Origin of the sequence: Paraburkholderia antibiotica (assembly GCF_012927125.1) — a bacterium.
In the GTDB taxonomy this organism is placed as follows: domain Bacteria; phylum Pseudomonadota; class Gammaproteobacteria; order Burkholderiales; family Burkholderiaceae; genus Paraburkholderia; species Paraburkholderia antibiotica.
Genome location: NZ_JABBFZ010000008.1, coordinates 206,012 through 230,418, shown reverse-complemented (window position 1 = coordinate 230,418; position 24,407 = coordinate 206,012). Strand labels below are relative to the sequence as shown.

Sequence of the window (24,407 nt, the reverse complement as noted above, 5' to 3'; positions counted from 1 at the left end):
CGGCAAGCCATGCGCGCGGTGCCCGGATCATGCCGATTCACGTGACGCACCGCCCGGCGAGATTTGCGCCAACAGAAAAATCCCCATGGAGGAGCTCGTATGTCGGTTGCGCTCCAGCTGTCCGGAATCCACAAATCCTTCGATTCCTTCGTTGCACTAAGCGATGCGAATTTCAGCGTCAGCCGTGGCGAGGTGCACGCGTTGCTCGGAGAAAACGGTGCGGGCAAGTCCACCCTGATGAACGTCGCGGCTGGACTCTATCGGCCCGAAGCCGGCACGCTCCGCGTCGACGGCAAACCGGTACACCTCGGCGGACCGCTCGATGCGGCGCGACTCGGGATCGGCATGGTGCATCAGCATTTCAAGCTGGTTTCGCGCTTTACGGTCGCGGAGAACATCCTGCTTGGGGCGCCGGTGCGTCACGACACAACACGCCGTTACGGCACGCGCCTCCAACAGATTCGCGAAGCCATTCTTTGCCAGTGCAAAGCGCTTGGCTTCGAGCTCGATCCGGACCGCCGCGTTGCGCAACTATCGGTGGCCGAGCAGCAACGCGCCGAGATCGTCAAGGTTCTGGTGGCGGGAGCGCACACGCTCGTGCTCGACGAACCGACCGCGGTGCTCACCGACCAGGAAGCCGCGCGATTGCTCGAGACCATGCGCCTGCTTGCAACGCGGGGCGCCGCGGTGGTTCTCGTCACGCACAAGATGGCCGACGTGCGCCGCTACGCGGATCGCGTCACGGTGATGCGCGCCGGTCGCACCCTCAGGACGTTCGCGCCCAACGAGGTGTCGGAACAGGAACTGATCCGGCTCGCGGTGGGGGAAGCGGTTCCCGCCGAACAGCCGCCGGCCGCCCCGCTCGCCGCTGGCGATCCGCGCCTGCTGCTACGCGGCGTACGCAGTGCCGCGCCGCGCCAGGGGAAGCCCCTGCTCGATGGCATCGATCTGAGCGTGCGCGCGGGCCAGATTTACGGCATCGCCGGGGTCGGAGGAAATGGCCAGACCGAACTCATGCTGGCGATCATGGGACTGCTCGCGTTCGACGACGGCTCGATGACCATCGACGGTACGCGCATGTCGAGCCGCGCCGGCCCCGTCGATCGGCGTGCCATGGGCATCGCCTGCATCCCCGCCGACCGCGCGAGCCTGGCGTTGGCCGGCGATCTTTCGGTCGCCGAGAATTACGCGATCGGCCACGCTCACGAAGGCCGCTTTGGCCATCCATGGTGGTTCGACTATCGGCAAATGGACAGCAGCGCCGCCGACGCGGTGCAACGCTTCGACGTGCACGGCGTGCGTTCGATACGCCAGAAGGTTTCGCTTCTGTCGGGCGGCAACGCCCAGAAGCTGGTCATTGCCCGCGAATTCGACCGCCAGCCGAAGCTGGTCCTCGCACACAGCCCGAGCCGCGGACTCGACGTGCGGGCAAGCGCCCAGGTGCACGCACGACTTCGCGCGGCCCGCGACGACGGCGCCGCCGTCCTGCTCATCAGCGAGGATCTCGACGAAGTGCTGGCTCTGGCCGACCGTGCGGGCGTCATGGTACGCGGACGCATCGTCGGCGACTTCAGCGCGCCGCTTGACCGGCAGGCTATCGGTCAGGCGATGGTCGGCCACGCATGAGGATTTCTCTATCAAGGAGTTGCGATGACAAGCACCGTCCCCTCCGGTCCGGCCGAGGCGCGCGCGCCCGAGCCGACGCTCGACGACGTGTCTGTTGTGTACGGCCCCCCGTCCACGGCATCGGCGCGTCGATCCCCGCGCCGATTTTTCCCGTCGCGTACGCGCCTGACGATCGAGCTGCGTCAGCAGATGGCGTGGCACAGGCAAGTCGTCATCCTCGCGCTCGCCATCGCCGCGGGACTCGCGATCTGCGTTGCCATCCTGGCCGCGGCAGGTGTGGCGCCCGCGGATGTCTACAACGAGTTCGTCGTCGAGACGCTCGGCGACCCGGACAACCTTCGCGCCGTGCTCGTTCAGGCGGCCCCCATGGCGATGGTGGGCCTCGCCGCGGCGCTCGCATTTCGCGTCAGATTCTGGAACCTCGGACTTGAAGGCCAGATGGTGTGGGGAGCCATCGGCGCTACCGCAATCGCCCTCGCCGAAGCGGGGGCGCCCGCTACCCGGCTCTGGCTGATGGGCGCCGTCGCGCTAACCGGCGGTGCGCTGTGGTCGGTGCTGCCGTTGCTGCTCAAGATGCGCCTCGGCATCAACGAAATTATCTCCACCCTGCTGCTCAACTACGTCGCCGGCAACTTTCTGCTGGATCTCCTCTACGGCCGGTGGAAAGACCCTCACGATTCATTTCCCCACTCGCCCAGCTTCCTCGCCCACGCCCGTCTGCCGACCTTCGCGGGCGGCTACAGCAGCGCGATCGTGCTGGCCGTATTGCTGGTGATCGCCGCCTGGTGGTTCCTGCAGCGCAGCCGCGCGGGCATCTACATCCGTTTCGTCAGCGCCAGCGTGCACGTGGCAGACGCGATGGGCGTGCACGTGCGTCGGATCGTGGTCGGCACCGTCCTGCTGTCCGGCGCGCTGGCGGGCTTCGCAGGCTTCGCGATCGCAGCTGGCCGGGAGAACCGGCTCACTCAGGACTTTTATAGCGGCTACGGCTTCTCAGGAATCCTGATCGCCTTTCTCGCCCGCAATAACCCCGTTGCCGCCGGCATCGTCGCGCTCGTCATCGCCGCCCTGTTCGTTGCCGGTCGCAGCCTGCAGGTTCTCTACCAGATTCCGTTCTCGATGGTGCAGCTGATTCAGGCCATCCTCGTCATCGTCGTCGCGGCCTCCGATTTCTTCGTGCGCTATCGCATCTCCGCCCTGGGGAAAGCTCAATGAACCTGATCACCGGCTGGATCGGCACTTTGCCCGACTTCGCGGTACCGCTCGCGCTCGCCGCGCTCGGCCTGATCATCAGCGAGCGCGCAGGCGTGCTATCGCTCGGGGCTGAGGGCCTCATGCTGGTCGGCGCCCTCGCCGGCGCCGGTGCGCAGCTCTGTCATCACGGCGCCGGCTTCGCGTTGATCATGTCGATGATCGCCGGCGCGGCCGTCTCGGTGCTGTTCGCCATCATGGTCGTCTGGTTGCGCGTCAATCAGGTGATCGCCGGGCTCGCGCTCGTGTTCTTTTGCGAAGGCCTCACCAGTCTCGTCGGCACTCTCGCGGGCTGGACCGATCAACCGATACCCGGCCTTCCGGCGATCGCACTCGGGCCACTTGCGCGGCTACCCGTGGTGGGCTCCATTTTCAATCAGAACCCGATCGTCTATCTGGTCCCGCTGATCGTCATCGCCGTCGCGTGGTATCTCGAACGAACGCTCAGCGGGCTACGGCTGCGGGCCGTCGGCGAAAACCCGCAGGCAGCGGATGCCTCGGGCGTGCCGGTACTGCGCATCCGATTTCTCGCGATCCTCGCAGGCTCCTCGCTCGTCGGCCTCGCGGGCGGATACCTCGGCGTGGTCAGCACTCACATGTGGATTCCCGACATGACGAGCGGCCGCGGATGGATCGCCGTGGCACTCGTCATCTTCGCGCGCTGGTCGCCGGGACGCGCACTCGCCGGGGCGTTGCTCTTCGGTGGAATCGAGGCACTGATCCCCCAGATGGCTGCCGCCGGCATCAATCTGCCGCAGTACTACGTACTCTCGACGCCGTATGTCATCACCCTCGCAGTCATGGTGCGGGCCGCCATCGCAAGACGCGGCATCAACGACATACCTTGCGCGCTCGGCGAACCCTATCTTCGCGAAGAACGCCGTTGATCCCGTACGGATCGGCTGAAGACCGGAATTTCTCCACAACCGCCTGCTTCAAGGCTATTTTCGTCAAAAGGTGACCCATGCGTTTTCGCTCTCTGGCAATTGCACTCTCGATGATCGGCTGCAGTGCGGGCACGGCACACGCGCAAGGTTTTACGCTCAAGGCGCCGCCGAAGATCGCGATGGTTTACTACGGCGCCAAAAACGACGGCGGCTGGGCTCAGTCGTTCGACGAGGCAAGAGGCCGAATGGAGAGCGCGCTGGGTCAGAAGATCAACTATGTCGATAGCGTCCCCGAAAATTCGAGTGTCGTCGAGCCTATCGTCGAGCAGCTCATCAAACGCGGCAACAACATCATCATCGGTACCGCATTCGGCTTTTCAGACGCGTTCAGGGAGCTCGCCAAACGGCACCCCGACGTCGCCTTCCTCAACGCTGCCGGGACCACCAACGGACCCAATCTGGAGTCCTTTTACGGCCGCACTTACGAGAGCCAGTATCTCTGCGGTATGGCGGCCGCGGCGGCCTCGAAGACGGGCAAGCTGGGGTTCGTCGCGGCGAATCCGATCGGTCTCGTCAACTGGACCATCAACGCCTATGAGCTCGGTGCGCAAAAGATCAATCCCAGTGCGAAGCTCACGGTCATCTTCATCGGCAGTTGGGACGATCCCGTGAAAGAACGTGCCGCGGCCACGGCGCTGGCCAATCAGGGAGTCGACGTGATCGGCCAACACGTCGACTCGCCGACGGTACAGCTGGTGGCGCAGGAGCGCGGCATCTACGGCACCGGGCATCACCGGGACATGCGTCAGTACGCGCCGAAGGCGACCATCTGCTCGTCCGTGTGGGTGTGGGACAAATTCCTCGTGCCCGAAATCCGCAAGATCCAGGCGGGCAACTGGCAGCCGCCGGCAAACGGCGCCCTCGTCGAAATGAAGGACGGCGGCACCGATATCGTCGGCTTCGGTAACGCCGTGCCGGCCGACAAGCGCGCGATCATCACGGCCGAGCGCGACGCGATCATCAAGGGCAAGCAGATTTACGCCGGTCCCCTGAGCTCTCGCGACGGCGTTCAGCGCGTGGCCGCCGGCCAGGTTCTCTCCGATCCGGATCTCTGGAAAATGGACTGGTTCACGAAGGATGTCGTCACCCAGAAATAGCGGCGCACAAGCACTCGAATCGACGATGGCCGGTCGTATCCTGAGCGATACGGCCGGCTGCTTGCTGGTCGCTTGTGGAGCGCTTGTTCGGCACTCATTGAGGCGCCTCCACCGCGCCGGCCACGCCGGTTCATCGGCCTTCAACGCGTTTTACCGCCTTGCATCGATTCCAGACCGGCACACCAATACAACAGGAGACGTAAAAATGCCCCATCAGACTTCTACTGTCGCCGCTTCTTCCGAGGATATCGATGTGCCTGCGCCCACAAGCGGCAATAGCCTCATCTGGTCCGACGCGCGTTTGCTAGGCTTCCCGCTGATGGACGAGGTACACAAGGACTTCTATTCGGTTGCGCTCCAACTGGTGACCTGCACGAATGCGACCGCCGCGGCGGCAATGGAAGCGTTCGAGAAGCATGCGGTCAGCCATTTCGATCAGGAAGACGAATGGATGCGCTCCACCAACTTTCCTCCCCGCCAATGCCATGTCGACGAACATGCGGCCGTCCTGAAGTCGGTCAGCGACGTCAGAGAAGCGGTTTTGCAGGGGCACGCCGATGCGGAACTCGTTCGGCAACTCGGCACGTCTCTCTTCGAGTGGTTTCCGGGGCACGCCGATTACCTGGACTCCGCACTGGCCGCGTGGATGACGAAGCAGACGATGGGAGGCAAGCCCGTCGTATTCCGGCGCAAGCTTTAACGCTGCCTCGCCAGACTGATCGTGATCTGTCCAGACGCAGGCGGCGTCAAGTATGATCTCGCGCCGGAGTCATGGGGATCGTGCAAAACACCGGCCATACCCGGGAATCAGAACCTGTGCGTAATCCCCAACATCGCGCCAAACTGATCTTTCCCGTCGAGTGGGGCAACACCGTATTCATACACGGTCTGAGAGCTATGAGAAGAGTTTCGGGAGTACCCGGCATTCAGGTAAAGCTGTGTACGAACGGATAGGGAGTAGATGACGCCTGCAACGTACAACGTCGGATCGCCAACTTGCGGATCGTTCGAAAGCGTCTGATAAACCGCCGCGCGAAGTTCCAGAGCCGGCGTCACGCCGTAGCGACCGCCTCCCCAGATAACCGTCTTGGCGGGAGACAGATCTCCCGTCAACCGTTCGACACCTGCGAGCAAGGTTGCGGGACCGATTTTGTATGCGGCACCAATCACGCCGATCTTCTCATCCTGCGCGGAGGTGTTCGCCGTTTCTGTCTCCGATCCGTTCTTCTGCCGCAGAACCGCACCGAGACTAAACGGGCCGTTGCTGTATTGCGCTCCCAGCTCGAAAGTACGTCCTGAGCGGAAATTACCCGCGACGCCATCCGTCGATACCAACCCCTCCAGAACGAAGCCGCCGAGACTGTTCGAGCGATACTTGATCGAGTTGTTCTCGATGATGTCCGATAGCGGATTAAGCTGCGACTGCCCTCCGTACGCGGCGAAATACGTCGGGTCGAACATGACCGTCTGGTCGAAGAGAACGGAAAACTGTCGGCCGGCGGTCACAGTGCCGAAGTTCCCCTTGAGACCCACGTAGCTCTGCCAGCCGAATGCGCTGCCCGGTATCCCGGCTTGCCCATTACTCATACTGAAAGACTGGGAAAGTTGAAAAATGGCCGACAGGCCTCCGCCGAGATCTTCTGTGCCGGTCAAGCCGAAGATCGTCGGGACATTGCCGTAGTTTTGCAGATTAACGGCGGAATGCGTGCCGTCCGCGCGGGTGGTGTACTGCACTCCCACATCGAGAATGCCGTACAGGGTCACGCTGCTTTGCGCCATTGCGATTTTCAACGGGCCCATCAAGACGGCGAACACCATCAACCGGATAGCCGTAGATTTTTCCTGATTGCACATTTTTCGTTTTCCGTCGTTCATACCAAAAAAATGAATCGCCCGTTACTCGCCATATATCGCGGATATCAAACGGAATGATTTTCTTTAAAGAATAATTAATTCATGCATGCGCATATGCATCGTTCCAATTCCATGACGATTCAGGAATTCATCTTTCGATGGGCGTCAGCGATGCGGCTTCGTGAAGATCGGTCGATCCCTGAGCGTTGACTATATTCAGTTGGCAAGAACTATCACTGTACGGATCGAAATAAGTCAGCAAACCGTACAGCTTGATAAATCCATAGCGTATAGACAGCTCGCAGGAGTCCGAAACGTAGCCGTTTGCGCCTGCATGTCCGAATCTGCCTGCGGGAACGATGTGTCATACGAATCGCGGCAGAGCGTACCGGCGGCTATCATTAAGCCCGGTACGTCTGGAGCGATTCACGAAGTGATGGGTCGACGGCGACGATCTGCAAACACCGGCCGCGACTATTTCCACCTATCAGGGAGGAAAAAATAGCTTTATCCGAGGTAACGAAATGACGCGCGAGATCCTGTCTATCGGTTCGCCGGGACTGCGTGAAGTCGCGCCTGCGCTGAGCAACTTTCGCGACCCACGCGTTTCGCGCCAAACAGGGTTTCGGGCGCGTCATCGCGGCCACGCAGATCGGCATCCGCAAACGCATGATCGGACTCGCGTTGCCCGACTGGCCTCAGGTGATCGCGAATCCCGGGATCGTCTGGACCAGCGACGAACGGATGACGCTCCGGGACGACTGCATGTGTTTCCCCGACATGCTGGTGCGTGTCGAGCGCCGCGTGTCGATCTCGCTGCGCTTCGTGGATCTGGACGAACATACGCATCTGCGGGAGCCGAATGTAAGGCAAGCAATTCTGACCGTCGTTGACAATGACACAGGCCATCTTGCGGTAGCGTGAGACATGAGAACGTCACGGTGCAGACGACATGAACGTCTCGACGAGAAACCTGAATGCGCTTCCCGACATCGTCGGCCTGATGCGATTGACTCAATCGCTGGCAATCCTTGATGCCGTGTTGTCGCCGGAATGGGAATACCGGTATTACTCGTTCAACCAGGCATGGGTGGACGGGGAAAAGATGGCCTCGATGTGCAACGGCTCCGGGGATCGGTGGTTTGCAATATTCTCTGCTGCGGGCGCAGCCCTTCATGGCACCGCGCATGAGGCTCCAACGTACCGGGCAGGCAAGCCTTCGGCCGCCATCTTCAGCGGTTTGCCCGAAGTATTCCACGCGAGCCTGCTGCAGGAACCGGCGTTCGCTACCCACGACAGCACGTTCTGCATCTGGCGCCGTGCCGATGAAGGACACTGGTCCTGCGGACCGATTGAATCTTCCACGCTTGAAGACCCGGACGGCTCTGCCCGCTTACTCGGCATTCTTGCCGGACGACCTGAGCAATACGTCGAGTTCGCTGCTGATTATTACGGGCGTGACCTCCATCCGGACGACGTCGCAGCCGTGTATCGTCACGACCCGCTTACGCCTGTGCTCGTACGCCAGCTCAATCCCGAACTTGATTTCAAGTCCCTCGATAACGATCTCGCCGAGATCGGCTATCCGCGCTTGGCCGTGGACAACCGCTAGTGCGGCAATTCAACCGTTGCCGCCCGGTCGCCAGCGTGCGACGTGCCTTTCACGTGCCGATTGCTCATGTCGTGCGGTCCGTGTCTGTGCGCTTCGTTCATCCCGGATGGCATCGCCTCTCGAGCCACGTTTGTGCTATCAGGCTCGACATGAAAGAGATACTGACAGCCACCGCAAGGCGGACCGGGAAGAGATTGGGCAGATCCTGATCGCCGAACGAAACGAAATCACGGATTCCGAAAGTCAATACAAATATCGCGCAAAAAGCCGCGATTGCAACGACATTCGCGAAGCACACCTTGCGCCTTGAAGAAGCCGACCGCTGGGTCCGCGCGATCAGCGCATAACAGATCAACCAGGGGATGGCGGCCGACGGGATCATCCACAGTGCGCCCGGCATGCTGATGGTGGTGTCGTACAGGTTGTGTGAAAAATGTCTGGCGAGCGCGAACAACCTGAGGTTCCCTCGGTTTTTCGCCTTCCAACGGTCCCGAGTTATGCAGCCGAATCCTTGGTCTGCTGAGCCTTGATCCAGTCCCGAAGGAACTGCTCCGGAGAAACGAGGCCGAGAGACGAATGGCGACGACTGCGGTTGTAAAACACTTCGATGTATTCGAACAGATCGGCCTTCGCGTCCTGATGCGTCCGATAGCGCGTGGCGTGAACCCGCTCGTTCTTCAAGCTGTTGAAGAAGCTTTCCGTCGGGGCGTTGTCCCAACAATTTCCCTTGCGGCTCATCGAGCAGCGCATACCGTAGCTGGCCAGTTTGCGCTGGAACTCGTGACTCGCATACTGGCTGCCCCGATCCGAGTGGCACAGTGCGCCCGGTGCGGGTCGGCGGCGGAACCAGGCCATCGTCAGTGCGTCCGTGACGAGATCCGCCGTCATCCGCGGCTTGCTCGACCAGCCAACCACCTCCCGGTTGAACAGGTCGAGCACCACGGCCAGGTACAGCCAACCCTCGTCGGTCCAGATGTACGTGATGTCCGAACTGAACACCTGATTCGGCTCGGCGGGCGTGAACTCGCGATTCAACAGATTCGGCGCAACCGGCAGCTTGTGCTTCGAATCGGTCGTCGCCCGATAACGGCGCTTGTGCCGGGCCCGGATGCCGTTCTCACGCATCAGCCGTTCCACGCGCTCCTTGCTGACTGGAAAGCCTCGATCACGGATTTCCCTGGTCATGCGTGGCGAGCCATATGCGCCCTTGGCCTCGGCGTGCACCGTCCGGATCAGCGTCAGCAATTGCGTATCCGTCAATCGCGTTCGCCCCGGTCTACCGCCGCGCTTCCACGCGCGATAACCGTTCACGCTGATCGACAGCACGTAGCACAACGACGACAGCGGATATTGTCCGACCTGCCGGTCGATCCAGGCATACCTCACAGCAGGTCCTTCGCGAAGTATGCTGCCGCTTTTTTTGCGATCTCGAGCTCCATCTGCAGGCGCTTGTTCTCAGCTCGCAGACGCGACAGTTCCATCTGCTCCGGCGTAACCGGCTTCGCTCCGGCGCCGTTGAGCTTGCCCGACGCTTCGCCCTTCACCCAGTTGCGAAGCGTCTGCTCAGAAATGCCCAGCTCGCGGGCCACCACGGCCACTCCCTGGCCATCCTTGACCCGCTGTACGGCGGCCAACTTGAACTCTGTCGTGTACGACTGTTTCGGTACCTTGAACATGCCTGATTTCCTTCCTTTGCGTCGAGTTTATACACGACCTATTGGAAGGCGAAATTTCAGGGGAAGCTCAACCAGTCTGCCGACAGCAGCCAGATGAAGGGGACGAGGAACGACAGTAGAAGAATGGCGGGCAGCATAGTGAGTTGCGGACAGGCGATGTCTCTGACGTAGTTGAAGATTGAAGGCGACCGACTCGTTCAGATCAACGAATGGTTTGACTAGGGGTCGGTATCGATACCCCTCGGATCGAGCCGCCTGCGTTCCAGCTTTCCGATAGCGTTGCGCGGCAGTGCGTCAACCAGCATCCAATGCGCTGGACGCATATAGGCCGGAAGTACCCGCGCGAAGTCGGACTCCGCAATCTGATGACCCGGCAAAAGCACGAACCACGCGACGATGTGCTGCCCTCCGCCGTCGGCGGCGAAACCGCCTACCGCGACGTCGGCAACCTGAGGAAGTGCCATCAGGCGCTCCTCGACCTGCTGCGGGTGAATGTTCTCGCCCCCCACGATCAACATGTCATCCATCCGACCCAAAAGATAAAGCCGGCCGGCGTCGTCCCGCCATCCCCGGTCGCCAGTCGCGAAGCGTTTCGCGCACGCCGACGGCGCTCGCGAAGCGTCGTATCCGTCGAAAGCCAACTGCCCCGTCACGATCACTTCGCCAATCTTTCCGGCGTTCAACCGCTCTCCCGTCTTGCCTTGAATGAAGACCTCTGTCCCGTGAACCGGATATCCCACACTCCCGGGCGCTTCGCTCAAATCACGTGGATCCGCTATCGAGATCAAGCCCGCTTCGGTGCTCCCGTAGAGGTTGTGGAGCACCGCGCCCCAGCGTCCGGAGGTCTCCTCGATCAATCGCGCGGGCATGGGTGCCGAACCCGAAATGATTCGCCCGATCGTCGTGCTCGCAAGCGGATCGTGTAATGCGGCATCGAGCACGCGGCGAAGCAACGTCGGCACGACAACGATATTTTCCGCCTGGGTACGCTTGATGACTGCCCATAACCGGCTGCCATCGGTATGGCGCGTAATCGTCATCGGACAGTGAAGCGCCAGACCCAACGCGAGCGACGCGATTCCATAGCCATGAAATAGCGGCACCGCGATCAGTGTCGGAGTCTGGCTTCGCAATGACAGTCGAGACACGAGGCTGTATACGATTCCGGCCACCTGCCGCAGAGACAACGCGCGACGCACGCCTTTCGCGCTGCCTGTCGTTCCCGAGGTCAGCACGATCAATGCGCCCGGCACTCGCCGACCAAGCCGCGCGGGTGTCGTCGACGCGATCAATCCAGGCAGATTCGCAGCATGCTCCGTCGACGGTCCGTTCCACAACACTCGCCCCGCGAAATTCGCCTGCTGTACATAGGCCTCGTATTCCGGATCGACGATCAAAGTACTCACATCGTGAGCCTTAAGCGCTGCCGCCAATTGGTGTCCATCGAATCGCGTGCTCAGGAGGACCACATCGCAGCCCAGTCTGATCGACGCCAGCAACGCAATCACGAATCCACCATGGTTTCGACACATGATTCCAATGCGATCGCCGCGCTGCACGCTCATACCATCGAGAGCAGTGGCGAGCGCGTCAACCGCGAGCACGAGCTCCCGCCAGCTCCAGCGACGCTGCTCGTCTGTCAGGGCGATCTCGTTCGGCGCGAGGTTTTTCCAGAGCGCCGCGAGAATGTACATCGACCATCCATGACGAACACCCAGCCACACGAGGCGGAACCCCGACGAGCCCAGCGCGGGCAGACCGCTGATTCGCAACGCTCGCCTTATCCATCGTATGGCTGACAGGAGTTCACGCATCGTGCTTCCCGTGTGTATCCAGCGCCGCGCTCTTCCGACACGACGCCGAGAGAATCCAGTCGACGGGATGGCGAAACAGAATGGCCATCCACTCGCACGGCCAAAGCCACCACGGCGCAACCCGGCGCTTACGCGAAATCAGCGCATAGGCCAATACTCCGGCCGCTTCCTCGGCGGACAATCCGGGAACCCGCTCGAACACGGCGCTCGGTGCGCTCATTGGCGTGTGAACGAGCGGGAAATAGACGGACCCCATGTGGATGCCTCTGGAACGTACCTCACCTGCGACGGCCTGGAACCACGTATCGAATGCGCTTTTACTGCTTTGGTAGGCGGCCCAGTAAGGCGTAGCAGGAAGTCTCGCGGACACCGAGGACACGTTGATGATCTGCCCGCTGCCGCGCGCCGTCATCGAAGGAAGCATCCGGCTCAGCAGCGTGACGGGCGCAACGTGGTTGATCTGGTGGCAGCGCACCGAGTCGCGCAACAACTGCTCGCCGTCGATCAGGCGTCGACGAATCGATTTCCCGGCGTTACTGATCATCACGTCGATCGCGGGAAATTCGTCTGCGATCCGGCGCCCCAACTCATGCACCTGATCCATCTCCGCAAAATCGACGCAGTAGTAGTGCGCATTGGCTCCCTTCGCCCTCACCTGTTCGCAGACGGCAGTCAGTCGCGCCTCGTTGCGTGCAACGAGAAGAAGTTGCACGCCAGGCTGCCCGAGAAGACGCGCGGTCGCCGCACCGATTCCGGAAGACGCACCGGTAATCAGAATGGTCTTTCCCGCGAGCACACGCCGCAAGCGTGTTTCGTCCACACAGCCTCGCGGACGAAGCCAGGCCGGCATAGGAGGTCGCGACATGGTACGAATACGTCTCCAGAAGAAATACGCCTGATGGAAAAACGCGCAGGCGGCGGCTATTTCCAGAATTCCCACATGGACGGGAAACGCGAAACAATCCGGCAAACGTTCGTGCTATCCGATGAATCCAGCCTGCTCCACTTCGAAGCGAAAAGACCGGCCAGCTACGGAACGGCCCCGTTCATAACGTCGACTAGCCGCACGGCATCGAGGTCCCCGCATCCGATTTGTGGGCAACAAACGATCCATAAACAACCCGCGGCCGGCGCCCCTGAACGAACCCGGCGGTGAAATCGACTCGCCATGCGCCAGAGTCAATCGCGCGGACCTTGAAATAGCCCTCCGTTCCGAGTTCGCACCCTTTGGAATCGCATAGATAAACGCTGTCTTTCCCGAGATCGGCGCGAATGAATGTCGATCCAGTACCGACAGCGGCGTCCGGCCCGATCAACCGGATGCTCGCGCCTTCCTTCGTGGTGGAAGTAATCATGGGAACCGGGGCATCGTTAGGACCGCACATCCACCCGATCAGTCCGTCCGGCCAAACGTTCGTGGACTCGGCGGCGCCATATCCGCACGCCAGCAGGGCAAGCACACCGATCAGCGTCGACGCGAAACGACCCAATCCGCGCGAGCGTGACTTGTGGACCGGCATCGGGTCGCGTAGGGATGGCAATCGGGCATCATGCAGGCGCATGCCATTTCACCCTTAGTTGAGCCGCCAGCGAGGGCCAGGTCTCTGGATTCGCCAGTAGCGTATTCAGGAAATCCAGTTCGGCGGGAAATCGAAACGGCAATTCCGGAATGTCGGTGACCACGACGCGCCGGTATGCAAGCGCCGTTACCGGCAGCATCGCGGCAAGGTCCTCGGTGACGGCGAGATTTTTCCGGCGGGCAAGCTCCACGATTCCAACCGGCAATAGCGGAAAACCGGCTAGCGCGCCGTAGCGGGTTCGCGCCCAGTTGGCACGACGAAACGTCGCAGCTACTTTGCCGAACGGCGTCAGCGAATCCGCGCCGCCCGTATGGAACGCGATGAGCGTTTCGGCGAGAGCCCGGTCGAATGCCCCGCTCCCGGCAAGAACGCGTTCGGCGAACCGCCGCCAGACCTCGGGCCAGGACAGGCCGTGCTCGATGGTGACCATCAGCTTCGTCACCAGCAGCACTATGCTTTCGACCGACGAGTCCTCGGGATCGTCCCAATCGTCGGCAGCGGGAATTTGAATTTTGTAGGTTTCCTCATCACCGGCTGCCAACGCCAATAGCGGGTCGGTAAAGCACAGTCGCGAGTCGAACGGCGGACTCGCGAAGCCGGTCAAGGTCGCGATACGTACATAAGCGAGCAGCAACGCACGAAACCGCCCCTGATCCTGCTCCCAGGCCGCGGCAACGATCGTTGCAAAGTCACCGCCGATGCCCTGCAGGTTCAGCAGTCGCCACTCCTGCGGAGTCAGAGCGGCGATAAAGGCCGGACGTCCGTTCGAATAACGGCCGCCACCCGGAGGAATCTGCGTCAGATGCCTGTTCAGTCCGAGCATCCATGCATCGATTGAAGTGTCGTTCATCGCCAGGAATTTCCGTTGCAACCAGACGCGAGATTCCGCAAAAGCAGTTGGACTAATGCTTCGGATAATGCGGTTCCAACTGATCGATGTTTTGCGTCCATGGATGAATGTCCGCGAGAAGCGGATCGGGGAAAGGCAAGATGTCCTGCGACTCCGATGAAGTGGATACCCATTTTTTTCCGTCCCAATGAAAATCCGCCTGCGTTTCAGAGGTGCCGCCCTGGCTGATCACCACCAAAGTACAGGCAAGCTGATTCTTGTAGCGCGGGTTTAGCGCAGGCTTGCAGGTTCCGAGCGCGACGCGCGCCTGAGCTTCTGCGATCATGTCAATTTCTGCACGCAATGCGGCTATCGCTTCCTTATTGGTGAGTTTTGCCGGCGGCTAATCGGCCTGACATGCCGTCAGCGCAATGATCGATATCGCAACAAAATAGTTTTTCATGTCGCCCGTGAATCCCATCGGCCAGTCCCCGAGCTTCACCGAAGCCAACCGCGCGCGCTATCGAGCAAGCCGCGCAACCCCTTGCGTTCGCCGACCAGCAGGTTGCGCAGCTCGTTACCGAGGCTCTCCCGCTGTGCATTGCTCAATTGCTGCGGCGGCAAAGCGAGCAATTCGCGGTACATCGCTACGGCCTTCTCGGGCATCCCCGCGGGTGCGTAACTACGGGCGAGCCCCATGCGCACACTCACGAGCCGCTTCCTGACCTCCTCATCGGTGTCGTTGCCCAGAACGCTCAGCAGCTTCTCGCACGGCGGTATCGCCTCGGCATGGCGGCCCGCCCGGCGCAGCAGAATGCCGATGTTGGCGGCCGATTTCGCGGCTTGCAGCCGCATGCCCGGCTCCGACGCGTGCAGATAGTCGTCCATCACCTGCCGGTAGCCGGCCAGCGCGGCTTCCGGATCGCGTTCCTCGAGCACGTGCGCCGTCCCGAACATGGCGCACGCCACGCGCAGGCGCAGATATGCCACGCTCGCGTGCCGCCAGCGCTCGATGATCTGCGCATGGACCTGCAAGGCCTCCTCGCCGCGCCTCAACTGCTCGAGGTCGACCGCCTTGTTCGACATGGCGAGCGCCACGTTCTTCTCGCAACTCGTCGACAGATCGTTGCCGTAGCGCTCGATCGCCTCGTGGTTGGTCGCGAGCGAGGCTTCGCGCTGATTCAGGCTCGCGAAGCAGAACGCCTTGCCCACCAGCGCCTTCAGGCACAGGCGACGTAGTTCGGGATGCAGCGATTCGACATGCTGCGTCAATACCTGGTCGTACTGCGCAATAGCCTCGCGATACCTGTCCTCGTCCCTCAGCGCGTCGGCGCGGTCGAGCGTCGCGATGATCGCGTCGTGCTGCGCCAGCGGAAGGTCTTCGTACTGGTCACCATAGTTCACGGCCACGCCGCGTTCCTGCAAGCGGTTCAGGCAGGTCAGCCGGCTCGCCGCGCCCTTGGCGAGGCTGTCCCGCAGCCGCGCGCTGGTGGCATTGGCGAAGCGCGCCATCAGTGCGTCGTAGACCGGCAGGGCTGCATCGGGCCGGTCCAGCCCGTTCAGCAGCAGATAAGCCTTGTTGAGATAGGCACTGGCGACACACGGCTCGATGGCCGATTCCGTATCGGTGGCGAAGCGGTTCAGCAGCAGGTCGTAGCTCGCGATGGCTTCGTCCATGTGCGAATGCTCGCGCTGATGGATCGCGAGGTGATAGATCGCCTCGGCGACCATCGCGCGTATCGAGCCGTCGGCGTCCGCGTGAAAACGCTGCTCCAGCGCATGCACGGCCTGTGCGTAGGCTTGCTCGGACGGTTCGAGCGGCGACTGGCTCAACGGCGTGCCGTCGTGGCTCGGCGGCGTGGCATCGGCGAAGATGTCGATGCGCAGATTCATCGCGCGCGCCACAAGCCAATGCAGCGATGGGTCGGAGCTGGCGTTCCCCGCATCGGATTCGGCGGGATCGTCGGGCAGACCGGCCTGCAGCGCCTGCAACGCTTCGTCCGGCCGCTTCATCTGACGTAGCAATTGACCGCGCTGGATCTGCACACGCAGCCGCAATTCGCGCGAGGCCGGATCGGCCACGCCGGACAGTTCGGCCGCCGACGGCAGCGCTTCGAGCGCCTGCCCGGGTCGCCCCTGCGCGCGCAAGGCCCAGGATTTGAGCAACAGCGTGCGAATCAGCTGCGGCGCGACCGCCTGCGTGGCCTCCTCGCGCCGCAGATGCTGCAGCAACTGCTCTGCCCCGTCGAACGCCTGTCGCGGATCGTTGCCGGCCTCGAACCGCTCCAGCATCGAATCGATCAGGACAGCCTGCACCCGCGCATCGGGATGATCGTGATAACGCGTCCATTGCGCGTCGGCGACTTCGTCGGCTGCGCGCGGATCGACCCCATCCACTCCGTTCGCCCCGTCCGCCACTTTGGACAACCGGCGCAACGCGCGCGCCTTGAAGCGCAGCGCGACATTGACGAGCCTGACCACGGCTCCCTCGTCGCTGTCGGCGTGGCTGGCGATCAGCGCATCGCACGCGGCGATCCACGCGGTGAGATGCGCCGCGTCGTCGCCGCTTGCGTCGGCCGCCGTCTGCGCCCATTCGAGCGTGTCCAGCTGAGCCAATGCGAGCGTGTGGCGGATTCCCGGATGCGTGCTGTGCAGATACTCGCCGATCAACGCCTGCTGATCGGCCTTCGCGTCGTCATCGCGACCGAGCGTCTCGAACAGACGCGAGCGTTCGTGCAGCGACTCGGCCGCCACCTCCTGCAAGCCGGGATCGTCCGCTCGCGCCAGGTCGTTGCGCAACTCCGTGTAGGCCTTCACGGCCTCGGCGTCGTAATCGAGTTCGGCGAGCATCCGCGCCTGACGCAGCCGAATCCTGCCGACCAGTACGCGCGTCGCCGGCCAGGCGTCGGCGCCGAACCGCTCGACCAGCTGCTGCGCCCGGCGCACCATATCCACACGCGCGAAGGTTCCGCCCATCGCGGCGCGAATCTTGATCTCTTCCAGCGCGGCAAAAGCGACCCATTCGCGTACGGCCAGCGCCTCCGTATGCTCGAAACGCGCCTGAATCGCCTCGGCGGCCTCCAGCGCTGCCGTCAATTCGCTTTGCCAGGCCAGCGCCTCGACCTTGCGGCAGGCAGCCTGACTCAACCACGGCCATGCGGCCTGCGGCGTCGCGGCGCCCTGGTCGAAATAGCGGGCGAACGCGTCGGCCTCGGTCACCGCATCGGCATGCCGGCCCAGCGTTCCCAGCGCTTCGATCTTGCGCAACCACGCGGCAGCGAGATGCTCCTGCAGCTCGACAGGTGCGGCGGCAACCGCGGGCACGGCCTGCAAGAGACGAACCTGCAGCGCGTCGGCATCGGCCAACGTTTGCTTCGCGTTGTCTTCCGTCAGACGCACGCCTCCTCCCTTCGACAGCGCATTTCGCGTGTCAACGATTCCCTCTGCCGACACGCCACGATGCGCAGTTCATGCGCAACTCACGATCCACTCATTGCGACGTCGCGGCGGCATCCGGATGGCCCGGATACGCGCCTCGCGACATCGTCAGAATGCTGGCCGGGACCTGGAAGTCGGCTGTAGGCGCGGCCTGCGAGACGCCGATCACACCGCGATTCGTGATCAATTGCGTGCCGTCACCATGCTCTGTTCCGGCTTCCCGGCTATTCGCCCAGTCCTCGATCCTGCGCGGGCTCCAGCCCAATTGCTCGTGCAGGCGGGTCTTCGTCGCTTCCTTGAGTTGTCGCTCGGTCGGCGGCAGCACGACGTAGGGGACTTTCATGCCCTGCAAGGCCGTCTCGAGCGCGGCGAGCGTCGTTGGCGCGCGACCGTCGATCCGCATGGAATAGCCCTCTCCTTCGGGCCGGATGGACAGCACGGACAAACCGAACAGATCGAGCGGACGACGCAACAGATACGCGTCCGGCTGATGCTCCTTATCGGCCGAATCGTCGAGAAGCTGCCCGGCTTGCAACCAGGTCGGCAGCGAGGCGGTCAGATATTCGCCGTAGGCGGGAAACAGCACGGCGTTGCGGACCTGCTCGGACAAAGCGGTGTGAGCCGACGACGGCAATCGGTAGATCGCCCACAGATCCCACGCCAGCCCCGGATTGGGAATGCCGACCGACGTCGTGTCCAGCATGAACGCGCCGGCCTTCGTGAAGAGAAACGAGGCCTTGTCCTCGAGCGCGCGATTGACCTGCTCGCTCCCCAGCATCGCGAGGGCACCGGCAATCTGCGGCTCGGGCCAGCCCAGTTGATCGCGCAAGCGTTGGGCGAGAGCAGCGCTTTTCCTGAGCTCCGCGGGTTTGGCCCAAAAATGAGGCGCATGTCTCGCGTTGAGCCACGCTTCCAGCCTGTCGTGCAGCGCCGCCATACCGCTTTCGTCTTCCAGCGAAGGCGTGTCGCCCGTAAAGGTCAGCACGAGCGTGCCGCCCGGCTCGCCGCCGTTTTCCCTCGTGCTGATACCGAGCAGGAATTGCGCCGCCGGATGATTCGCGTCGTTGCGCGCGGCGGTCTTGCCGTCGGCAACCGAAAACGGCGTGAGGTGCGGTCCTGTCACGGCGAAGACTTGAGGCGGCCATGGCCTGAGCGGAATCATCAGCCCGTCGGCGCCGCGCGCGGCATCTTTGCCGCCCATCGAATCCTGCAGCTGCCCGGCCAAAGTCAGACTGTCGATCGATGCCGGATCGACGAGCACGGCCTCCACCTGGGCAGCCACCGTCTGAAGTCCTTGCGCCGCGGCAGCTTGCACGACTTTGCGCGGCACCAGCGTCCATTCGCCGTGCGAGTCCTTCTGCCAGTCGAAGGCGGTCGCGAGCCAGGCCGGCGTCATCGGATACTGCGCCTGCGTTCTTTCGGTCGCCGTCGTCAGGCGCGTCTGCAGGCTGCCCGGAATCCCGACCTTGCGCGGATGCTCGCCCGCCGCATCGGTCACGATCACGGTGCGCGGCGCGGAGTCGTCCGTCGTAAAGCGCGGGCTCGGCGTAATCCACGCGGCGGCTTGCGCGTCGGGAGAATGAGCGATCAGCAGCAGACGATCCCAGTCGTCGACCGCCCTCGTTGTGATCTCGACCGTCACGGACACGTCGGCGCCTTCGGCGGTAGCTTTCGCGCTTTTCGTTTTCGCGCTTTTCGTCTTCCCCGCGTCGCACGCCTCGGCGCTTCCCGCCATGCAGGCGACGACATCGTGCTCGGGCCGTCGATAGGTCTGGATGTCGAGCGTGTCAGTATTCAGCACCTTGACGTCCTCCACGGTGGACCGATACATCGTGCCGTCGCGTTTTTCTTCAATGATGCGTGTGCCCGGGAAGATCAGCTCGTTCGCGGACATGCGCAGGCCGGCGCAGGCATTCTGGCCGCCCACGTCGGCGTCGAGCGGCGGATCGTACGTTTCCTGCAGTACCGTCACGGTCGGTCGCTCGCCGTTCTCCATGACGAGATCGACCGCCCTGCAGTCGTAGGACAGCACGTAGGCGGCCGGGCCGTTATGCACGCGGCGCGCGAACGTAAGCGGGAATTGGGGTGGTTGGGGAGGCGGCTGCGAATGCTCCCCCTGCGCCGCCGGCGGCGGATGCGCGATCGGCGCGCCGCGGTAGAGCATGTGCATCTCGCGCCCCGTGGATCGATCCTCGGGCTCCCGTGTCTTCAGCGCGAACGGTCCGTCGTTGAAGTCGGCATTGTCGGGAAATCCAGAGAGGGTTTCGACCGGAACCTGCGGCGTCTCCGGCAAGGGCGGCTTTTTCGGATCGCAGCCAACGACAAGCACAGCCAGCGCGGCAACCAGCAAGCTTCGGCACAGGGCGGCGCTGAACATACCGTTAGCGCGCAGCATCGGCTGCCCCACACACTACCGCGATAAAAAGGGCGTCGCGGCAACGCCCGTCTTTCGCGACAGGCAACGTACCTGTCGATATCACGCACGCAAAAGGAGCCATCACAGGCTGTTTTATCGTTTTCATTTCGATGTCGGGACGAAGCAAGTCGAGCCGATGCGTTACCACTAAGCGGCCCTTGGCTCTTGATAGGACACTGCGCTTGAAAATCCTTTGACACGGGAAACATCAATCATTCGGGTTCTCCTTTTTCAAAACTTAGACCGACGAACGAGGGCTTAGCAGTCTGAAGCGGCCTCCCAGTTACAAGCGTTCGATGACGGCCGTTGGCCGACTATAGCCGCCCCCTATCGAATAACACCGGTGCCCGGCAAGCTCAGGCTGGCCTTCTGAATCACCTATGCAAAAACCTACTCGTACGTCTGTACCTAATTGGTGTCCCCTAACGAACATAGCTTTTCCGCCACAAAATTCTACTATGAGAGATGCGTGAATCGTCAATGCACACTGCGGCGTGCGCCCCTGAGATGTTCTGGCCAGAGCGCATGCCATGGCGCCATCGCGCCCTATATGAATCATAATCGGCCCTGTTGATCGAATTTCAGATCAGCAGCGCCGTATCCATTCGCAAGAAATTTCTCTACCCGACCCGTATCTAGCAAACTGTTAGATGCGTGTCTTCGTACGAGGTTGTTCCTCATTCGAACAAGGAAGATCCCTTATGGAGTTACGCCATTTCCGATACTTCACGGCCCTCGCGGAGGAGTTGCATTTTGGCCGCGCTGCCGAACGACTGCATATCGAACAATCACCACTCTCGCGCGCCATCAAAGAACTGGAGTCAGACCTTGGCGTCCAGCTCTTTGAGCGGAATCGGCATCGCACGCGGCTGACCTGGGCGGGCCAGGTGTTTCTCAAAGACATACAACGCATTGACATCGCTCTCGAACAGGCAAAAACAAATGTTCGAGCTGCCGCCTCCGGCTTCCGCGGCATCCTTCGCATCGCATTATCCGATGGCGTCGCTCCACAACGCATGGGCGCGCTGCTGGCCCTGTGTCGCAAGGAAGAACCCGAGGTTGATATACGGCTTTTTGAAGTATCACTTGCGCAACAGCTCAAGGGGCTGCGGCAAGACCTTTACGATGCAGGTTTTTCGCGATCCAACAGTACTGGCGAAGGAATTATCGCAAATGCCCTCTGGGACGATCCGCTCATGATTGTGATCCCCGCACGTCATCCCTTGCTCTTTCGCAAATTGATTCCGCTGACGGAGGCCCTGACATACCCACTGATCCTCTACCGACCTGAAGCGTACGAAGGCTTCCACGGCCAGTTGGACCGCCTGCTGCAGAGCACTGCGATCCAGCCCAATGTCGCGACGCGCGTCACCACGTTTAACTCGATGCTGGCATTCGTGTCCGGCGGTTACGGACTGGGTTTTTCCAGTGAACCGCTGATCACCGCGTTTAACTACCCTGAAGTGGTACCGCGCGCACTGGCGGACGAGTCCGCACGTATGACCACGTATTTCCTGCGCCCGGCCGAACAGGCCTCTCCCGAACTGGAACGCTTTATGGCGCGAGCCTACGACATCACATCGAACGCATGACGCGCATCACCCTCTTCTACCGCGATCACCTGCCGCCTGGCCCGATTTTTCCTGACTTTTAAAGTCTGAGCTAAGACTTTAGGCCATCGGTGAATCGCTGCCATTCTGTTATCCGCGTCACACAATCATTCAAATTCTGACGAATATCCGTGCAACATGTAAGACCCAAAATGTCTCACATGTTGCACGGATATTTTTGATGCAATCATGCGGACCCAACGCACCTTTACACAACTTCGATCATGAACAAGAAATAATAAATGTTTGACTCACCTGAACATGATCATTTATTTACAAAACGTAAAACACGGAGACAACGGTTAAATCCAGATGCGTTTCCTGCTCGGCGTATTTGAGGCCGGCTTTACGCCGGGCGTGATCTTCTACCTGACTTACTGGTATGGCGAGACACGCATGGCGAGCGCCATCGGTACCGTGATGCTGGCGGTGCGCTCTCGGATGTGGTTACTGGCCCTTTGTCCGGGTGGCTGATGACTGCTTTTCACGGCACCCTCGGCCTCGCCGGCTGGCAGTGGATGTTCGTGGTCGAAGGGCTGCCTTGCGTGGTGCTCGGTATCGTTGCATGGCGATTTCTCGTCGACCGACCGGATGAAGCACCCTGGCTCAGCGCCGACGAGCGGGATCTGCTTATCGCGAATCTCGGTACACAGCGGGCGCAGCACCACTCGTTCAGGCACGTGCTACGTGATGGCCGTGTGTGGCGCATGGCGTTCGCGTACTTCTGCATCATCTGCGGACTCTATGCCGTCAACTTCTGGTTGCCAAGTATCCTCAAGTCCGATGGAGTGACCAGTACCGTGGATATTGGTCTGTATTCGACGATCCCCTATCTGGGGGCGATCGCTGGCATGATCGTATTTGGTCGCAGTTCCGACAGCCACTGCGAACGACGCCTGCATAGCGCGTTACCCACACTTGCTGGCGCACTCGCACTCGCGGCCGCCGCGGCGGGCGGTCATCTTGCAATCTCGCTCACGTTTGTCACCATCGCGACCATGGGAATGTGGGCGGCATACACGGTATTCTGGGCGATACCCTCCGATCATCTGAAAGGCGACGTCGCTGCCGGCGGCATCGCGCTGATCAATACCATAGGCCTGTTCGGCGGCTTTGGGAGTCCGACAATCATCGGCTGGGCGCGGACCACGACCGGCAGCCTCGCGGCAGGCCTGTATGTGATGGTCGGGCTACTGATGATCGGTGCTGTGTTGCTGCTCGCGATGCGCATGCCCGGGGCAAGCTCTCAGGCCCAATGAAGATCGTCTGGCTTCTTCTCACGACGCGCCGCTCGCACCGCAGTGCTCGATCCAACATGCGGCCAAATTCGAGCAGACCGGCGCACAGCCCGGTTTGAGGAATGCTTCATGAATGTCAGAGCGACGTTCGAAGCGAATGCGAGGACGACGGAAACCATGGAGCTGCGAGTGCGTGCGTTCCACAAACCAACGGTATTTCCCGAGGCCACTGCCGTATTCGGTGAGGCACCCTGCAATTCCCGTCGCGATGCTGTGCTCGCGAAGGCGGTGATGACGGGAATTGGAATCGTAACTTCGTCGGCGTAACCGGCATTGGGCTTGCGAAGCGGCCGACCGCGCGTGCTGCCGATCTGTGGGATAGCGTCAACCAGCGGCAGCAGTTGCATGATATCGCCGCGACTCACGCGCGCCGGGATCGCGCCAGGAGGAACGTCGTTTGCGTCTGCGAGGACGTGGTGTTTGGACCCTAGTGGTACTCGATCCGTTGGGTTCGGCCTGGTTTTTGGCGCGTACCGACAAGGCATGCACAGCCACGCACGAAAGATCGAATTGACCAGATGCGTGGAGCTTGCCGCGCTGCAGGACATGCAGTCTGTCCCACTCGCCTCCCTGCTGCCAGTCGTGCACCCGCCGCCAACAGGTAGCTCCCGAGCCGAATCCCAATCCGGCCGGCAGATGGTCCGTCGCATACCTGTCTTCAGCACAAACAGGATGCCATTGAGGGCCGCATGGTCTGAGACCGGCCGACGTCCAGGGTATCGCTTGCGTCGGGGTTTGGGCGCCGGAAGTAGCGCCTCAATCGGTGCCCCTGACCATCATCAATAATGGGGCTGGCATTGCTCCGCCCGCTATTCAGGCATACAAGGCCAACCGTTTGCGGAAAAGCAAACAGCCCCTCCGGGCTCTTTTTGAACCGGCCTTCAGGTAGCATCGGGCGGCGGCCTCTACAGGGGATACATTTCCCGGCGGCAAGGTCAATAGTCTCCACAGCGCGTTTCCGCTAACAAAATTGTGTCACTTTAAAATCAGGCAAAGCCGATATAAATGATTTTTTCAGCATAACTTCTAATGCATAAAATCAAAAATTAACATACGTCAAATATTGAAAAATCACTGTGAGATTGATTGTCTCAACATGCTGTCGCGCTAAGATGGCACATATTATTTGAAGTATCTGTCCCGGCCATCCAATTGGATAACCTCCGGGCGTCCTTTGCGTAGAGTTCGACTGTTCTGCCGTTTTTTTGATCGGCATCGTATCCGGTAGCAAGCATCTGAAATCGCGTTGCACGCACAATTGCATAGTTTGAAAACGTATCGTGAATACGGCACACCCCTCGATCTTTGCTGTACAGCAGCTTCTTGAGAGCCGAGCCTGCTGCGGCGCCTGTCTTTTTT

Annotated in this window: 17 protein-coding genes and 3 pseudogenes; 9 read left to right on the top strand and 11 right to left on the bottom strand. The window is 61.4% G+C overall.

The window, feature by feature from the left end:
* Window positions 1-99: 99 nt before the first annotated feature.
* The 5 genes from HHL14_RS16095 (at window position 100) to HHL14_RS16075 (ending at window position 5,621) form a co-directional block, all read left to right on the top strand.
* Entirely contained in the window at window positions 100-1,626 is a 1,527-nt protein-coding gene (locus HHL14_RS16095; RefSeq protein ID WP_169498597.1) for an ABC transporter ATP-binding protein, read from the top strand.
* A 24-nt stretch (window positions 1,627-1,650) separates the two neighbouring features.
* Complete coding sequence (locus HHL14_RS16090) at window positions 1,651-2,841, top strand: ABC transporter permease (RefSeq protein WP_169498596.1); 1,191 nt, start codon at window positions 1,651-1,653, stop codon at window positions 2,839-2,841.
* On the top strand, window positions 2,838-3,764 hold the full coding sequence (locus tag HHL14_RS16085; RefSeq protein WP_169498595.1) for an ABC transporter permease: 927 nt from the start codon (window positions 2,838-2,840) through the stop codon (window positions 3,762-3,764). Before HHL14_RS16090 ends, HHL14_RS16085 begins: the two co-directional genes overlap by 4 nt.
* A gap of 77 nt (window positions 3,765-3,841) precedes the next feature.
* Entirely contained in the window at window positions 3,842-4,921 is a 1,080-nt protein-coding gene (locus tag HHL14_RS16080; RefSeq protein ID WP_169498594.1) for a BMP family ABC transporter substrate-binding protein, read from the top strand.
* Window positions 4,922-5,126: 205 nt separating this feature from the next.
* Complete coding sequence (locus HHL14_RS16075; protein WP_169498593.1) at window positions 5,127-5,621, top strand: bacteriohemerythrin; 495 nt, start codon at window positions 5,127-5,129, stop codon at window positions 5,619-5,621.
* A 107-nt stretch (window positions 5,622-5,728) separates the two neighbouring features.
* Here the strand turns inward: HHL14_RS16075 and HHL14_RS16070 are convergent, their stop codons facing one another.
* On the bottom strand, window positions 5,729-6,796 hold the full coding sequence (locus HHL14_RS16070; RefSeq protein ID WP_230413061.1) for a porin: 1,068 nt from the start codon (window positions 6,794-6,796) through the stop codon (window positions 5,729-5,731).
* 600 nt (window positions 6,797-7,396) lie between these two features.
* On the opposite strand from HHL14_RS16070, the pseudogene HHL14_RS16065 reads away from it, so the two are divergent.
* Together HHL14_RS16065 and HHL14_RS16060 are read left to right on the top strand one after the other, a co-directional pair.
* Window positions 7,397-7,699, top strand: a pseudogene (locus tag HHL14_RS16065) (peptide deformylase); the annotation flags it as partial.
* A gap of 28 nt (window positions 7,700-7,727) precedes the next feature.
* Entirely contained in the window at window positions 7,728-8,387 is a 660-nt protein-coding gene (locus tag HHL14_RS16060) for a hypothetical protein (RefSeq protein ID WP_169498592.1), read from the top strand.
* 97 nt (window positions 8,388-8,484) lie between these two features.
* On the opposite strand, the gene HHL14_RS16055 is transcribed toward HHL14_RS16060, so the two are convergent.
* The 9 genes from HHL14_RS16055 to HHL14_RS16015 all read right to left on the bottom strand — a co-directional run bounded on the left by HHL14_RS16055 (window position 8,485) and on the right by HHL14_RS16015 (window position 20,053).
* Complete coding sequence (locus tag HHL14_RS16055) at window positions 8,485-8,841, bottom strand: hypothetical protein (protein ID WP_169498591.1); 357 nt, start codon at window positions 8,839-8,841, stop codon at window positions 8,485-8,487.
* 41 nt (window positions 8,842-8,882) lie between these two features.
* Window positions 8,883-10,063 (bottom strand): IS3 family transposase gene (locus HHL14_RS16050; RefSeq protein WP_169498590.1). Its coding sequence is split into 2 segments (ribosomal slippage): window positions 8,883-9,811 and window positions 9,811-10,063, totalling 1,182 coding nucleotides; the frame shifts between segments, so codons are not numbered across the junction.
* Between the two features lie 218 nt (window positions 10,064-10,281).
* A complete protein-coding gene (locus HHL14_RS16045; protein ID WP_169498589.1) occupies window positions 10,282-11,757 on the bottom strand; it encodes an AMP-binding protein in 1,476 nt (491 codons plus the stop codon).
* A 112-nt stretch (window positions 11,758-11,869) separates the two neighbouring features.
* Entirely contained in the window at window positions 11,870-12,697 is an 828-nt protein-coding gene (locus HHL14_RS16040; RefSeq protein WP_169498588.1) for an SDR family NAD(P)-dependent oxidoreductase, read from the bottom strand.
* Between the two features lie 238 nt (window positions 12,698-12,935).
* The gene (locus HHL14_RS16035) at window positions 12,936-13,439 is read right to left on the bottom strand and encodes a hypothetical protein (protein WP_169498587.1); all 504 of its coding nucleotides are present in this window, start codon (window positions 13,437-13,439) and stop codon (window positions 12,936-12,938) included.
* Complete coding sequence (locus HHL14_RS16030; protein WP_169498586.1) at window positions 13,426-14,307, bottom strand: hypothetical protein; 882 nt, start codon at window positions 14,305-14,307, stop codon at window positions 13,426-13,428. The genes HHL14_RS16035 and HHL14_RS16030 overlap by 14 nt, the downstream gene beginning before the upstream one ends.
* A 52-nt stretch (window positions 14,308-14,359) precedes the next feature.
* Window positions 14,360-14,632 (bottom strand): hypothetical protein, encoded by a 273-nt coding sequence (locus tag HHL14_RS16025; RefSeq protein ID WP_169498585.1) that lies wholly within the window; start codon window positions 14,630-14,632, stop codon window positions 14,360-14,362.
* Between the two features lie 152 nt (window positions 14,633-14,784).
* Entirely contained in the window at window positions 14,785-17,685 is a 2,901-nt protein-coding gene (locus HHL14_RS16020; protein ID WP_169498584.1) for a hypothetical protein, read from the bottom strand.
* A gap of 91 nt (window positions 17,686-17,776) precedes the next feature.
* Entirely contained in the window at window positions 17,777-20,053 is a 2,277-nt protein-coding gene (locus HHL14_RS16015) for a hypothetical protein (RefSeq protein ID WP_169498583.1), read from the bottom strand.
* 788 nt (window positions 20,054-20,841) lie between these two features.
* Here HHL14_RS16015 and HHL14_RS16010 point away from each other — a divergent pair.
* Window positions 20,842-21,732 (top strand): LysR family transcriptional regulator, encoded by an 891-nt coding sequence (locus HHL14_RS16010; RefSeq protein WP_169498582.1) that lies wholly within the window; start codon window positions 20,842-20,844, stop codon window positions 21,730-21,732.
* A gap of 330 nt (window positions 21,733-22,062) precedes the next feature.
* A pseudogene (locus tag HHL14_RS16005) lies at window positions 22,063-23,009 on the top strand (MFS transporter); the annotation flags it as partial.
* Between the two features lie 18 nt (window positions 23,010-23,027).
* On the opposite strand, the pseudogene HHL14_RS16000 reads toward HHL14_RS16005, so the two are convergent.
* Window positions 23,028-23,835: pseudogene (locus tag HHL14_RS16000) on the bottom strand (IS5 family transposase).
* Between the last annotated feature and the right edge of the window lie 572 nt (window positions 23,836-24,407).